The sequence below is a fragment of the Nocardiopsis dassonvillei subsp. dassonvillei DSM 43111 genome, from assembly GCF_000092985.1.
GTDB classification, from domain to species: Bacteria; Actinomycetota; Actinomycetes; order Streptosporangiales; family Streptosporangiaceae; genus Nocardiopsis; species Nocardiopsis dassonvillei.
On record NC_014210.1, the window covers coordinates 1,367,852 to 1,382,366 of the forward strand.

General features: G+C 73.3%; 12 protein-coding genes. 6 read left to right on the forward strand and 6 right to left on the reverse strand.

The window, feature by feature from the left end; translation table 11 throughout:
* Nucleotides 1-119 precede the first annotated feature (119 nt).
* Nucleotides 120-671: a TetR/AcrR family transcriptional regulator gene (locus tag NDAS_RS05575; RefSeq protein WP_041552428.1), complete on the forward strand. Its 552-nt coding sequence runs from the start codon at nt 120-122 to the stop codon at nt 669-671.
* A 30-nt stretch (nt 672-701) separates the two neighbouring features.
* On the opposite strand, the gene NDAS_RS05580 is transcribed toward NDAS_RS05575, so the two are convergent.
* Nucleotides 702-1,199 carry a GNAT family N-acetyltransferase gene (locus NDAS_RS05580; protein ID WP_013152163.1) on the reverse strand — a complete coding sequence of 166 codons (498 nt, stop codon included), beginning with the start codon at nt 1,197-1,199 and terminating at the stop codon, nt 702-704.
* Nucleotides 1,200-1,751: 552 nt separating this feature from the next.
* Between NDAS_RS05580 and manA the strand changes: the two genes are divergently transcribed.
* On the forward strand, nt 1,752-2,936 hold the full coding sequence (manA, locus tag NDAS_RS05585) for a mannose-6-phosphate isomerase, class I (protein ID WP_013152164.1): 1,185 nt from the start codon (nt 1,752-1,754) through the stop codon (nt 2,934-2,936).
* Between the two features lie 541 nt (nt 2,937-3,477).
* Nucleotides 3,478-3,852, forward strand: a complete 375-nt coding sequence (locus NDAS_RS05590) for an FKBP-type peptidyl-prolyl cis-trans isomerase (RefSeq protein WP_013152165.1) — start codon at nt 3,478-3,480, stop codon at nt 3,850-3,852.
* Between the two features lie 302 nt (nt 3,853-4,154).
* On the opposite strand, the gene NDAS_RS05595 is transcribed toward NDAS_RS05590, so the two are convergent.
* Nucleotides 4,155-5,330: an acyl-CoA dehydrogenase family protein gene (locus NDAS_RS05595; RefSeq protein WP_013152166.1), complete on the reverse strand. Its 1,176-nt coding sequence runs from the start codon at nt 5,328-5,330 to the stop codon at nt 4,155-4,157.
* Between the two features lie 266 nt (nt 5,331-5,596).
* On the opposite strand from NDAS_RS05595, the gene NDAS_RS05600 reads away from it, so the two are divergent.
* A complete protein-coding gene (locus NDAS_RS05600) occupies nt 5,597-6,232 on the forward strand; it encodes a TetR/AcrR family transcriptional regulator (protein WP_013152167.1) in 636 nt (211 codons plus the stop codon).
* Nucleotides 6,233-6,289: 57 nt separating this feature from the next.
* Here the strand turns inward: NDAS_RS05600 and NDAS_RS05605 are convergent, their stop codons facing one another.
* The 4 genes from NDAS_RS05605 to NDAS_RS05620 all read right to left on the reverse strand — a co-directional run bounded on the left by NDAS_RS05605 (nt 6,290) and on the right by NDAS_RS05620 (nt 12,383).
* The gene (locus NDAS_RS05605; RefSeq protein WP_013152168.1) at nt 6,290-8,854 is read right to left on the reverse strand and encodes an MMPL family transporter; all 2,565 of its coding nucleotides are present in this window, start codon (nt 8,852-8,854) and stop codon (nt 6,290-6,292) included.
* A gap of 42 nt (nt 8,855-8,896) precedes the next feature.
* Nucleotides 8,897-9,559, reverse strand: a complete 663-nt coding sequence (locus NDAS_RS05610) for a TetR/AcrR family transcriptional regulator (protein ID WP_013152169.1) — start codon at nt 9,557-9,559, stop codon at nt 8,897-8,899.
* A gap of 404 nt (nt 9,560-9,963) precedes the next feature.
* Nucleotides 9,964-11,625, reverse strand: a complete 1,662-nt coding sequence (locus NDAS_RS05615; RefSeq protein WP_013152170.1) for a hypothetical protein — start codon at nt 11,623-11,625, stop codon at nt 9,964-9,966.
* Entirely contained in the window at nt 11,610-12,383 is a 774-nt protein-coding gene (locus tag NDAS_RS05620; RefSeq protein WP_013152171.1) for an ABC transporter ATP-binding protein, read from the reverse strand. Before NDAS_RS05620 ends, NDAS_RS05615 begins: the two co-directional genes overlap by 16 nt.
* A gap of 155 nt (nt 12,384-12,538) precedes the next feature.
* Here NDAS_RS05620 and NDAS_RS05625 point away from each other — a divergent pair, with 155 nt between their 5' ends.
* Nucleotides 12,539-13,807: an ATP-binding protein gene (locus NDAS_RS05625; RefSeq protein WP_013152172.1), complete on the forward strand. Its 1,269-nt coding sequence runs from the start codon at nt 12,539-12,541 to the stop codon at nt 13,805-13,807.
* Nucleotides 13,807-14,496, forward strand: coding sequence for a response regulator (locus NDAS_RS05630; RefSeq protein WP_013152173.1), 690 nt, complete (start codon nt 13,807-13,809; stop codon nt 14,494-14,496). The genes NDAS_RS05625 and NDAS_RS05630 overlap by 1 nt, the downstream gene beginning before the upstream one ends.
* The last annotated feature ends 19 nt before the right edge of the window (nt 14,497-14,515 follow it).

A 14,515-nucleotide genomic window follows, 5' to 3' on the forward strand; every position in this document is an offset into this window, starting at 1 on the left:
GATGCGGAGGGCGAACGGCCGGGCGGAAGGACGGGAAGCCTGGTCGACCGGGGGCGTACTCCCGGGACTCTTCAACCGTCCAGACGGTACAGTACCGTCCAGCCGGTACAGTGTCAATCGTGAACGCTTCGAACACCCGCGACCGCATCCTCGACTCCCTACAGGACATCCTCGTCGGTGAGGGTTATTCCGCGGTGACCCTGGAGGCCGTGGCCCGTGACGCCGGGGTGTCCAAGGGAGGACTGCTGTACCACTTCCCGTCCAAGGCCGCCATGCTCACCGGGCTCATCGAGCGCCTGCGCGTGCTGGCGGAGGAGGAGTTCCGGGAGGCCGTGGAGGGGGAGGAGGGCGTGGTCCGCGTCTTCCTGCGCACCTCGCTGCCGCGCAGCCCCGAGGAACGGGAGCTGTACTGGGCGGTCATCGCGGCCCTGCGCGGCCAGGAGGACATGCCCGAGGAGGCCGTCCGCACGGTCCAGGGCCTCTTCAGCCGCTGGGGCGACCTATTGCACGAGGAACTCACCGACCCGGTCCTGGCCGAGATCATCCTGCGCGCGGGCGACGGGCTGTACATGGCGGCGATCGCCGGGCTGCCCCAGCCCGACCCGGCGCTGACGCAGCGGATGATCGACCGCCTGGTGGAGGCCTCCGACAAGGCGCGCCGCGAGCGCTGAACGTCCGCCGTCCGGGCCGGTCGGGTCGGTTCAGACCCGGTACTCGAACATCTGGACCTCGGTGCCGCCCACCGGCACCCGTTCGACCGGGGTGAACCCCTGCCCCTCGTAGTAGCGCACCAGGGCCCCGTCCCCGCCCGCCCAGCAGTCCACCCGCACCAGCCCGATTCCGCGCTCGCGCGCCCGCCTGCGGGCGAAGGAGAGCAGCTTGCCGCCCACGTCGCGCCCGGAGTAGGCGCGCGAGACCAGCAGCAGGTGGACGTAGAGCTCGCGTTCGCGCACCCGCGGCGCGTAGCCGGGAGCCCGTTCGGTGACGGTGAGGAACCCGGCCGTGCCGTCCCCGACCTCGGCCACCCACAGGCCCTCGGCGACCAGCTCCTTCACGCGCGCGACCCGTCGGGGATCCTGTGACCAGGGGCGGTCGCCCCACTGCGCGGAGCGCCCGTGCTCGACCAGCCACGCCACGGTGGCGTCGAAGGTCTCCAGTACCGCTGACAGGTCCGCTGGTCCGCCCTGGCGCAGCCTCAAGTGTCCGCCTCACACGTCGGGGAACAAACACGACCAGTGCACGTTAACCGGTCGCCCGTCCGTCGGGTACCCCGGTCTCCCAGGGGGAGAGGGGGAGAGGAGGGCCTCGGCGGCGCGGCGGGGGAGGCCGCTCCAGGGGCGGGCCGTGGCACCCCGGGCGCCGCTGCGGGACAATGGCGGAACCCCGCCGGGGGAGCGCGGGGCCCGTGAGCCGCACGTCCGCCCGGTGGCGGCCGGTCGCCTCCACGGGCGGTCGGCACGGGGTTCCCGCCGCGTCGCGGGAGGTCCGGCGCCTCGCCGGGCGGAAGAGGAGGAGGTCAGGATGTGGCGCTGTTCACGTGCTTCCGATCATGGTTTACTTCCCAGTAACTTCGTTGCCGCAGCCGGTACCCGTGTTCGTGGGGTGCCCGCCCACCCCGCGAGGTGAAGTGTGCACTACCTCAAGGCGCGGGGCGCGCCGTGTCGACCGGGACAGCGCCCTCCACGAGACTGTTGCAGCCTCGCCGGGGTGTCCACGGGGTGAGAACACGCAGACGGGAAAGCGGGGGGCGCATGCACAGGCTCACCAACCAGGTAAGGCCTTACGCCTGGGGAGCGCGCACGGCCATCCCGCGGCTGCTGGGCGCCGAACCCGACGGCACGCCCCAGGCCGAACTGTGGCTGGGGGCCCACCACGGCGCGCCCAGCACGGCGCACTGCGAGGACGGTCCGCGCCCCCTGCCCGGCCTCATCGCCGACAACCCCGACCGCGTCCTGGGGCGGCGCACCGCCGAGCGCTTCGGCGGGCGGCTGCCCTTCCTCCTCAAGGTCCTGGCCGCCGAGGCGCCCCTGTCCCTCCAGGTCCACCCCGACGCCGTCCGCGCCCGCGCCGGGTTCGAGGCCGAGGAACGCGCGGGCATCCCCCTGGACGCCCCCCACCGCAACTACCGCGACCCCCACCACAAGCCCGAACTCCTCCTCGCCCTGGAGCCCTTCGAGGCGCTGTGCGGCTTCCGCGAACCCGCCGCCGCCCGCGCCGACCTGCGCGGACTCACCTGCGAACTGGCCGTGGCGCTGCGCGGCGACCTCGCCCTGACCGACGCCGGAACCGCGCTGCGCGGCGCCCTCACCCGCCTGCTCACCCTCACCGAGGGCGAGCGCGCCCGGCTGCTGGACGACTTCGTGCGCGAGTGGTCGGACTCCGGCCCGCGCGGATCCCACGGCGCCATCGTCGCCGACCTGGCCGAGCGCTACCCGGGCGACCCCGGCGCGGTGGCCGCCCTGCTGCTCAACCGGGTCACGCTCTGGCCGGGCCAGGCCCTGTTCCTGCCCGCGGGGAACATGCACGCCTACCTCCAGGGCACCGCGGTCGAGGTGATGGCCAGCTCCGACAACGTGCTGCGCGCCGGGCTGACCGGCAAGCACGTGGACGCGCCCGAACTGCTGGACGTGGTGGACTTCTCGGTGCTGCCCATCCCCTACGCCAGACCCGGGGTCTGCGAGGGGCGCCGGGAGTTCCGCACGGCCGCCCCGGAGTTCGCGCTGCACGAGATCGGCCCCGGCCGCATCACGGCCCACCTGCCGGGGGAGGGGCCGACCGTGCTGCTCGCCCTGCACGGGCAGGTGGAGTTGGTCGCCGAGGTCGGTCAGGGGATGACCCTCCAGCGCGGTGAGTCGGTGTTCGTGCAGGCCGACAGCGGACCGATCAAGGTCGAGGGCCACGGCCACGTCATCGCCGCCACCGTCGGCGATATCTGAGACCTGGGCCTGCGGACCCGAGACCGTACACCCGAGATCCCACAGCCGAGACCGGGCGTCCGAGACCCCGCACCAGAGATCCAAGACCCGAGACCTCACACCCCGGACTCCACAGCGGAGATCCGGAACCCGAGGTTCCACGCCCGAGGCCCGGGATCCGAGGCCCGGGACCCGACTCCCCGGACCTGAGACCCCAAGCCCGAGTTTCTCGACCCCAGACCCCAGACCCGGGTTCCCACACCTGGGTTTCGAGACCCGAGGCTCCGGGCCTGAGAACCGAGGCCCTGATTCCCAGACCCCGGATTCCAGACCCCAGGTTCCAGAGCCCATTCCCCAGCCTCCAGACCTCAGGCTCCAGGTCCCAGCCTCCAGATCTCACATTCCAGGGCCCGGACTCCGGAACTCGGGCCGGAGACCGCGTCAGGGCAGCGCGAGCGCGCCACAGAGCACCCGGGCGGGGCGTCCGTTTTGCTCCAGGAGGTTCCCGTGCACCGATAGCCTGGGCCCCTCTGTTCACTGTGACCACACGAGGGGTACCACCATGGCGCTTGAGCGTCCCGAGATCGACTTCATCGAGGGCCCGCCGCCCGCCGAGCTGGAGGTCACCGACATCCAGGTCGGTGAAGGCGCCCAGGCGGGCCACGGCAGCACCGTCCAGGTCCACTACGTGGGCGTCGCCTTCTCCAGCGGCGAGGAGTTCGACGCGAGCTGGAACCGCGGCACCCCGCTGAGCTTCCGCCTCGGCGCGCGCCAGGTCATCGCGGGCTGGGACCAGGGCGTCCTGGGCATGCGCGTGGGCGGCCGCCGCAAGCTGGTCATCCCGCCGCACCTGGCCTACGGCGAGCGCGGCGCCCCCGGCGCCATCGCGCCGAACGAGACCCTGATCTTCGTCTGCGACCTGGTCGGCGTCAGCTAGGGCCGTCGCGCCTGGCGTCCACGCCTGCTGTGACGCCCGGGCCCGCCGGGACTCCCTGCGTCTGCCGGGGCTCCCAGCGCCGCCCTCAGCGCTGACGGTGGTGCCAGGAGCAAGGTCACGGCGGGCCGGAGCCCCGTGCACCGCACCGGACGTCCCCGCGGCGACCGGTCGGGACACGCGCCCGCGCCGGTCAGGGGCACATACCCGCTCCGGCCGGGGCGGACGTGCCCGCTCCGGGCACACGCGTGCGGAAGGGACCCGTGCCGCGCTCCCACGTGCGGCACGGGCCCCTCGTCCCGCCGCTAGCCCAGGGTTGCGCCCACCTTGACGTGGCCCTTGAGCAGGTCGCGGGCGATCGTGCGGCGCTGGATCTCGTCCGTGCCCTCGAAGATGCGCAGCAGCCGCACGTCGCGGTAGAAGCGCTCGATGGGCAGCTCACGGGTGTAGCCCATGCCGCCGTGGATCTGCATCACGCGGTCGACGATCTCGTTGGCCTTCACACCGCCGAAGAGCTTGGCGATGGACTGGGCGTGCCGCGAGTCCCGGCCCACCGACACCTGCCACGCGGCGTGCAGCACCAGCAGGCGCAGCGCCTCGATCTCGGTCTGGGAGTCGGCGATCATCCACTGGATGGCCTGCCGGTCGGCGATGGGAGCCCCGAAGGTCTCGCGGGTGCGCGAGTACTCGATCGCCATGTCCAGCAGGCGCTCGCAGCCGCCGAGCGCGCGGGCGGGCAGCAGGTAGCGGCCCTTGCCGATCCACTTCATGGCCAGCTCGAAGCCGCGGCCCTCCTCGCCCAGGATGTTCTCGTGCGGCACGCGCACGTCCTGGAAGACCAGGGAGGCCGGGCGGCGCTCGCCCATGGTGTCGATGGGCTCGGAGGTCCAGCCCGCCTCGCGGTCGACCAGGAAGCAGGTCACGCCCCCGTCGGCGCCCCTGTCCGGGTCGGTGACCGCGAAGACCATGGCGAAGTCGGCCTCGTTGCCGCCGGTGATGAAGGTCTTCTCGCCGTTGACCACCCACGTGTCGCCGTCGCGGACCGCGCGCGTGCGGATGGCCTTGGCGTCGGAGCCCGCGCCGGGCTCGGTGATGGCGAAGCAGGAGCGGCGCTCACCGGCGATGGTGGGCAGCAGGTAGCGCTCCTTCTGCTCCTCGTTGGCGTGGTAGAGGATGTTGTCGGCCTCGCCGCCGAACTTGAAGGTCAGGAAGGTCCTGCCCAGCTCGATCTCGATGATCGCGGCGGTGACCGGGTCCAGGCCCATGCCGCCGTACTCCACCGGGGTCTCCACGCCCCAGAAGTCGGACTTGCGGGCCAGCTCGCGCAGCCGGGTGCGCTCCTCGGCGTTGAGGCCGGGCGGCTGCCCCTGGCGCTCGCGGCGCAGCACGTCGTTCTCCAGCGGCATCAGCTCCCGCTCCACGAAGGTCCGCACCCAGTCGCGGACGGCGCGCTGCTCATCGCTCAGTGAGAAATCGATCACGGCCTGTCTCCCCAGTAACCTAACGGCGTTCGGTTTGAGGGTACGGTCTCGCCCGGGGTGCGTGCAAGAGGTGCGGCGGAACGGGAGGAGACGGGTGCGTGGCCCGGTTCCGGCAGACGCCAGCACCGGGTCGCGCGGGGCCGGAGGCGGGCTCCCGGGTGCGCGGACACCGCCGAGGGGCCGCACACGGTGAGCCGACGTGCGATGATCGGGCCGGACGCCGGAGGGTCCGGTTCGTCCGCCGCAGTGGAGAAGGGGACCCCTCCGTGGCCCGACCCAAGACGCCGATCCTGAGCCGTCCGGGCATCCGCCGCGCGGCTCTCGCGCTCATCGACCGCGACGGGCTGGACGGCCTGTCCATGCGCAAGCTCGCCCAGGAGCTCGACGTGCAGGCGGCCTCCCTCTACAGCCACTACCGCACCAAGGAGGAGCTGCTCACCGAGGTGGCGGACGAGGTCACCTCGCGCATCGACGTCTCGGGGTTCGAGGGCGGGGACTGGCGCCGGGGCCTCACCGTCTGGGCGCGCTCCTACCGCGACGCCCTCGCCGAGCACCCCCACCTGCTGCCGGTGGTCTCCTCCGGGCCCGGGCGCCGCGAGGAGGCGCTGCGCCGCGCCGACGCGGTGCACGGCGGCCTGGTGGGCGCCGGATGGCCGCCCCGCTACGCCACGATGATCGGCGCCTCCACCAAGTACCTGGTCGTGGGGGCCGCCACCAACTCCTTCGCGCGCGGGTTCGACGACGACGTGCGCGTCTACCGGGACCGCTACCCGAACCTGTCCCAGGCCCACCGGCTGCCCGAGCACGCCGCCGAGATCGACGACGCGAGCTTCGAACTCGCGCTCTCGGCCTTCCTGGACGGTTTGACCGGCGTCTTCGACAGGGTCGGGAACCGGGACTGAGCGCGAGGGGCCCGGGGGCGGTCGCCACCGCCCCCGGGCCCCTGGAACGCGTGCGCCTCAGCGCCGCTCGGAGGACACCCGGTCCGTGTCGTCCTCCTTGCGGGAGGGCGAACCCGTGTCCCCGGCGGCCGACGCGTCGCCGGTGGTTCCGTCGCCGTCGGTGTCCCCGCCGGTCCCGGCCCCCTGCTCACGCGGGTGGCGGCGCTCCAGTGAGGCGCCCTCCACGTCGATGTCGGGCAGGATCCGGTCGAGCCAGCCGGGCAGCCACCACGCGGCGTTGCCCGCCAGGTGCATCAGCGCGGGGATCAGCGCCATGCGCACGACGAAGGCGTCGATGAGCACGCCGAAGGCGAGCGCGAAGCCGATCGAGCTGATCATGACGCTGTGCGAGAAGACGAATCCGCCGAACACCGAGATCATGATGATCGCGGCGGCGGTGACCACCGAGCGTCCGGCACGGAAGCCCTGCACCACGGCCAGCCGCGAGGGCGAACCGTGCACGTAGGCCTCGCGCATGCCCGTGCCGATGAAGAGCATGTAGTCCATGGCCAGGCCGAACAGGATCCCGACCAGCAGCGTCGGCAGGAAGTTCAGCACCGGTCCGGTGTTCTCCAGCCCGAAGAGGCCGCCCAGCCAGCCCCACTGGTAGACGGCCACCACGCCGCCCAGCGCGGCGAAGAAGGACAGGATGAACCCGAGCGTGGCCACGACCGGCACGAAGACCGACCGGAACACCAGCAGCAGGATCACCAGGGACAGGCCCACGACCACCGCGAGGTAGGTCGGCAGCGCGTCGCTCAGCGTCTCGGAGATGTCGATGTTGCCGCTGGCCATGCCCGCGACGCCCAGCGGACCGGTGCCCTCGATCGGCTCCATGTCGCGGAGGGTGTGCACGAGCTGTTCGGTGGAGGCGCTGGCCGGGCCCTCGACGGGCACGACCTGGAAGATGGCCAGGGTGTGGTCCTCGGAGACGCCGACGGGGGCCACCGCCGCCACGTCGTCGTGGGCGTAGATCTCCTCGGCGACCAGCGCCTGCTCCTCCTCGGCGTTGCGCTCCGCGGACTCCTCGTCGGGTCCGCCGGTCAGCTCGGCCACGACCAGGAGCGTGCCGTTCTGCCCCGCGCCGAAGTTCTCCTCCACGGCGGTGAAGGCCCGGTACTGGGTGGAGTCGGTGGGCTCGGAGGAGCCGTCGGGCATGCCCAGGCGCAGGTCCAGCGCGGGCAGGGCGACCACGCCCAGGGCGATCACGGCCACCGCGGCCTGGGCCAGCGCGCGGCCGGTCGACATCGGCTTGACCCGCTCCGCCTCGTGCGCGCCCCGGCCGGAGGCGGAGGCGCTCCCGGCGAGGCGGGCGCGCTCGCGGCGCGACAGGATGCGCGCGCCCACCAGCGACAGCAGCGCCGGAACGAGCGTGATCGCGATGAACACGGCGATGGCGATGGAGACGGCGGCCACGCTGCCCATCAGGCCCAGGAACCCGATCCCGGTCAGGTTCAGGCCCAGCAGCGCGATGAGCACGGTCGTGCCCGCGAAGACCACGGCGTTGCCCGCGGTCCCGTTGGCCAGGCCGATGGAGGAACCGACGTCGACGCCCTGCTTGAGCTGGCGGCGGTGCCGGTTGATGATGAACAGCGCGTAGTCGATACCGACGGCCAGGCCCAGCATCAGGCCCAGGATCGGTGTCACCGAGGCCATCTCCAGCACCCCGGACAGCGACATCGCGATCAGGGTGGCCACACCGACGCCGACGAGCGCGGTCAGGATCGGCAGGCCCGCGCCCACCAGGGTGCCCAGCATGACCACCAGGACCACGCCGGCCACGATCACGCCGATCACCTCGGCGGTGCTGACCAGGGAGGGCATGGTCATGGCCATGTCGTTGCCGAAGTCGACCGTGGTGCCGGGCACGGGGTCGCTCTCGAAGACCTCCATGACGGCGTCGCGGGTCTCCGGGGTGATCTCCGTCTGGCTGTCGGTGAAGGCGACGCGGACCAGGGCGGTGTCGCCGTCCTCGGAGACCGAGCGGATCTCGGAGGCCATCTCCAGCATGGCCTCGCCCCGCTCCAGCTCCTCCAGGCCCGCCTCCAGCTCCTCGCGGTTCTGGTCGATCACGACCTGTTCGGCGTCGAGCCCGGGGCCGGCCTGGTCGATCATCCCGGCGGCCTCGGCCTGCTCGCGGCCCGCGTCGAGCTCGGCCTGACCGGCTTCGAGCTCCTCCAGGCCGCTCTCCAGCTCGTCGCGGCCCTCCTCCAGCTCCTGCTGCTGGTCGGCGCGCTGCTCCTCCGTGGCGAACGGGTCGATCACGTCCTCCACGCCGGAGAGCCCGGCGGCCTGCTCGGCCCGGTCGGCTATCGCCTCCCGCTGCTCCCGGGTGAAGTCCGAGCCGTCCTCGGTCTGGTAGACGACGGTGCCCGCGCCGCCGCCCATCCCGGAGAACTCCTGCGACAGGAGCTGTTCCACCTCGTCGGTGGGCGTCCCCGGGATGGAGAAGCTGTCCTCCAGCTCACCGGAGAAGAGGAAGAAGGCGGTGCCGGAGGCCACCAGGAGGGCCAGCCAGACCGCGATGACGGTTCGGGCGCGACGTGCGCACGCACGCCCGAGTCTGTAGAGAAATTCAGCCATGGTTCCTGCAAACGGAGTGGGTGGGAGGGAGCGCGTGTGCGCTCAGGAGGTGGGTGATCCGGCGTTCCCGTAGCCGTCACGGGTCACGGCGAGCATGCGGTCCAGCAGGTCGGCCCAGACCCGGCGGGAGTCGTCGTTGTCGACCCCTCCGGTGGTCCGCTCCCAGCGCTGGACCGTGATCGCGCCGCCGCTGATGACCGCGCCGCACATGAGGTCGACCACGAGCGGGTCGGCGTGCGGGTGGCGGCGCGTCATGATGGCCGCCAGGCGGACGCTCAGGTCGTTGATGGCCCGCTCGAACAGCGCCGACTGGCTCGGGGCGGGTTCGTTCCCCTGCTGCCGGAGGAGGCGCTTGAGCCGGGTGATCGGGGTGACCAGGTCGGTCCGGCGGATCGCCGCCGCGAGCTCGTCGAACATGTTGCCCGCCCGGTCGCCGGTGACGGCGGGGAGGTTGGCCTCGATGCTGTCGACGAACGCCTCCAGCATCTCGCCGAACACCTCCAGGACGATGTCGTCCAGGGACCTGAAGTGGTTGAACACGGTCCTTCGGGAGACGTCAGCCCGTTCGGAGAGCTGGTCGACGGTGAAGCCGGTGTCCCCGCGTTCGGTCATCAGCGCGGTGGCCGCGTCCACGATGGCGCGGCGGTGGCGTGACTTCAGTGCCTCACGCCGGTCGCGTGGGGGCGGTTCGTGCTGATTGTCCACGTCTCCACATTACGGAGGTGGTTGCACAAAGTGCAACGAAGCACTGAGTGCACCCAGTCACACTCGGGGCGCGGGCTCCCGACAGCCATGAGGACGGCGGATGTCCGGGGAAGAGGCGGTGCCCCGTGGCGCCGCCAGGCGTCGAGCGCATCCGGTCGCACCCGTAATGCGGGCTCCCGTCAGCTACGGGGGTTGGCGGTGCGGTGTCCGGCGCCGCCGGGAGGAAGGGCCAAGTCGGTGGGGTGGGCGGCCGGTCCCGCCGGGGGCGGCCCTTTGACGGGAAGCCCTCGCCGTGGGGGAGCAGCTCGTCCCGCCGGTGGGAGGACGGTCCCGCCGGGCGCTGCCCGCGCACGTGGGAAGGCGGCCGCGCGGCCCCCGTCCCGGGTCGCACGGCCGCCGGCCCCTCAGGAGCCCGTGGGCTTGGTCTCGGAGTTGCCCTCGATGGCCGAGCGCTCCAGGAGGTCCAGCCAGCCGCCGCGCTCCGACACGGTCTGGAGCGCGACCTCCCGGCCGTAGCGGATCCGGGTGAAGGTCTCCGGTAGCCGGGCCTCCAACCTCCGGTAGGCGACGCGGCCCAGCAGCCAGGCCACGAACCCCCCGTTGAGCACACCCACCGGCACCGCCAGCCACGGCAGGCCCCACAGAGACAGGAACACGGCGGCCAGCACCGAGGGCGCGCACAGCACCGGCAGCGCCGCGAGCGCGATCCACACCTGCACCGTGTTGTCGCCGGAGTCGTTGGCGTCCACCCGCAGCTGCGGGTCCACGCCGGGGGAGAGCGCCACCACCGACAGCAGCAGCGCCAGCCCGCTGCCCACCCCGAAGAACGCCGCCAGCCCCGTGAGCACCAGCGGCCACGCCCAGTGGGCTCCGGCGGCCACGATGAACACCGCGCTCAGCACGGTCGCGGCAGGGGCGATCAGCAGCAGGATCGCGATCTGGCGGCCGCGCACGTCCGCGCGCAGCGTGTCCCGGTCCTGGCCGACCACCGACAGCCACAGCGCCGTGCCGTCGTGCCCGTACATGTTCGAGGTGGCCAGCGCCATGACGAAGGCCGCGATCACCCCCGCGAACGGGGAGAAGAACGCGTACAGGTCGGTGGGCCAGGCCAGCAGGCCCGTGAACAGCGCCGCCCACAGCGACGCCCGCAGCTCCAGGCCCCGCCACGGGTCGCGCCACCACTGGCGCAGCTCCCTGGCGACCACCGCGCCCAGGGGGGAGTCCGGCAGCAGCGCGAACGCCCGGCGCGTGAGCGCACCGCCCCCGGGGCCGCGGCGCCGCCGAACCCCGCGCGCCGCGACCCGGGGCGCCAGCAGCACGCAGGTCACCGTCACCATCGCCACCGTGAGCAGGGCGAACCCGCCCAGCCAGGCCGCGGCCGCGGGCCAGGAACCGGCCGCGGCGGCCTGCACGGCCAGCACCGGCCACGAGGTCGGCAGCGCGGCCAGCACGGTGCCCACCACGCCCTCGCCCAGACCGTTCTCGCGCAGGCTCAGCGTCGCCTGGAACGCGGGCTGCACCGCGATCCACCCGAAGAAGAGTCCGGCCAGGATCAGCCCCCACTGCACCGACGCGATCTCCATGCCCAGCCGCGAGTGCATGGCCGCGCCCAGCGCCCGGAACACCAGCCGGGACAGCGTCACCACGAACACCCACAGCACCAGGACCCCCGGCACCGCCACCACCAGCGCGGACGGGTCCAGCGCCAGCGCGTGCCACACGAGCGCGCCCAGCGCCAGCAGAGTGACGGCGGGACCGACGTCCACGAACATCGTCACCAGCAGCAGGGCGCCCACCCGGCGCCGGTCCAGGGGCAGCAGCGCGAAGTACTGCGAGCGCAGCACACCCGTGCCGTTGGCGACGGTGGGGCCGAGCATCCAGCCCACCGCCCACACCGCGAACGCCAGGCAGAGCAGGTCCGCGCGCACGCCGTCCGAGGCCGCCGCCACCGCCAGGTACCAGGTCAGCGCGGTCCCGCCGACGACCAGGGCGATCCCGAACAGCCGCATCCCCGTCACCGAGTGCCGCAGCAGGGTGAACTTCAACCGGATCAGGAGGCCAGCCACGCCAGCTCACCCTCCTCCATCTCGCGTGCGCCCACCAGCCGCACGAAGGTGTCCTCCAGGGTGGTGTCCACGCCGCGCACCTCCTCCAGCGCCCCGTCGGCCAGCACCCGGCCGCGGGCGATGATGGCCACCCGGTCGGTGAGCTGCTCCACCAGCGCCATCACGTGGCTGGAGATCACCACCGTGCCGCCGCCGTCGGTGAACCTGCGCAGGATCGCGGTCAGCACCCGCGCCGAGACCGGATCCACGGCCTCGTAGGGCTCGTCCAGGACCAGGACCTCGGGCGCGTGCAGCAGCGCCGTGGCCAGCCCGATCTTCTTGCGCATGCCGGTGGAGTACTCCGCCACCAGCACCCCGTCCCCCTCGGCCCGGTCCAGCTCCAGCACCCGCAGCAGCTCCTCGGCGCGCGCCCGCGTCACCTCCCGGCCCAGCCCGCGCAGCTGCCCCCAGTAGTTCAGCAGTTCCCCGCCGGTCAGCCGCTCGGGCAGGGCCAGGCCGTCGGGCAGCACGCCGAGCAGGCGCTTGGCCCCGACCGGGTCCGCCCACACGTCCACGCCCAGCACCCGGGCCGTCCCGGCGTCGGGGCGCAGCAGCCCCACCGCCATGGACAGCGAGGTGGTCTTGCCCGCCCCGTTGGGGCCGACCAGCCCGAGCATGGCTCCCCGAGGCACGGACAGGCTCACGCCGTCCGCCGCCGTCGTGCCGTTGAAGACCTTGGTCAGCCCGTCCATCTCCAGGGCGGGCGCGTTCTCACTCATACCGCCACCCTCCCCGCGTTCCCGTTCCGGGCGCATCCGCCGAACGGTCACGGCCGCCTGTCCGGTCGGCCAGGTCCGCGCCGGTGCGGCGGCCCGTCGGCCGAGGCGGCGCGGGTGCGGCCGTCCTACCCTTGGCGTGAGGGAGGGGGAGCCACGTGGACACGACACCGGCCGCGGACGGCGGCACCGCGTCCGGCAGCGCGACCGGGGAGCGCCGGGGCCCGCGGGGATGGGCGGCGGACGCCCTGCTCTTCCTCGTCGCCGGGCTGGTGTGGGCCTACTACGTCCTGGCCTACAGCGTGGGCCTGCACCCGTACGTGCCCTCCTGGCTCGTCCTCCCGGACCTCGCCCTGGGCGCGGTCGGCTGCCTCGCGCTGTGGTGGCGCCGCGGCCACCCCCTGGGCGTGGCCGTCCTGCTGTGCCTGGTCCAGAGCGCGTCCAGTTCGGTGACCGCGGCCCTGGTCGTCGCCCTGTTCAACCTCGCCGTCCGCCGACCCTGGCGGCAGGCCGTGGTGACGGCGATGGCGAGCCTCATCCTGGGCCTGCCCTGGATCGTCATGGTCCCGCCCACCCGGGGCGACAGCGTCGTCGTCCTGATCATCGCCGCACTGCTCTTCACGGGCAGTATCGGCTGGGGTGTGGCCATCCGGACCCGGAGCCAGCTCATCGAGCGGCTGCGCGCGGACGTGCGGCGCGAACGCGAGGACCGGGGGCGGCGCCTGGCCGCCGCCCGGACCGAGGAGCGCCAGCGCATCGCCCGCGAGATGCACGACGTGGTCGCCCACCGCATGTCGCTGCTGTCGGTGCACGCCGGTGCGCTCGCCTACCGGACCGAGCGCGCGGAGCGGGGCGAGGCGCCGCCGCTGGAGAACGCCGAACTCGGCGCGGCCGTGCGCGTCATCCGCGACAACGCCCACCAGGCGCTGGAGGAACTGGGCGGCGTCCTGTCGGTGCTGCGCGCGGCCGACACCGCCCCGGGGGAGGAGGGCGACCACGCGGGCACCGCCGCGCCCCAGCCGCCCGCCCTGGCCGAGGTGACCCGCCTGGTGGAGGAGGCGGTCCGGGCGGGGCAGCGCGTGCGGTCCGTCCACGACGTTCCCGAAGGAGCCGAACCGCCCGGCCAGGTGCGCCGCACCGCCTACCGGCTGGTCCAGGAGGGGCTGACCAACACCCGCAAGCACGCGCCCGGGGCCCGGGTGGACGTGCGGATCAACGGTGCCCCCGGTCGCGGCCTGGAGGTGTCGGTGGTCAACCCGCTGCCGGTGGGGGTGGCGCCCGCCGAGATCCCCGGGGCCGGGGCGGGCCTGACCGGCCTGTCCGAGCGGGTCGCCCTGGACGGCGGAACCCTGCGCCACGGGCCCGAGGGCGGGGAGTTCCGCCTGCTGGCCACGCTGCCCTGGCCCGAGACGGCGGAGGTGCCATAGTGGTGCCCGTGAACACTCCCGTGCGCGTCCTGCTCGTGGACGACGACCCCCTCGTCCGCTCCGGTCTGCGGATCATGCTCAGCGGTGGCGGGGACATCGAGGTCGTGGGCGAGGCCGGGGACGGCGCCGAGGTGCCCGCGGCGGTGGCCGAGCACCGTCCCGACGTGGTGCTGATGGACGTGCGCATGCCCGGCACGGACGGGATCGCGGCGACCGAGGCGCTGCGCGGCGACGGGAGCGGGCCCCAGGTCCTGGTGCTCACCACCTTCGACGCCGACGCCACCGTGGTGCGGGCGCTGCGGGCCGGTGCCGCCGGGTACCTGCTCAAGCACACCGCGCCGGAGCGGATCGTGGAGGCGGTGCGCCGCGCGGCGGCGGGCGAGCCCGTGCTCTCGCCCAGCGTGGCCCGCGCGCTCATGGACCGGGTGGCCGGAACCGATCCGGTGGAGCGCACCGAGGCGCCCTCGCGACGCGAGCGAGCCCGGGATCGGCTGGCGCTGCTCACCGAACGCGAGCGCGAGGTGGCCGAGGCGGTGACCGCCGGGCTGTCCAACGCCGAGATCGCCGAGCGGCTGTACATGTCGATGGGCACCGTGAAGGCGCACGTGTCCAGCGCGCTGACCAAGCTGGACCTGTCCGGGAGGGTGCAGCTGGCGCTGCTCACCCACGACGCCCGCAACCCCGACTGACGTGGTACGGACGAGCTCC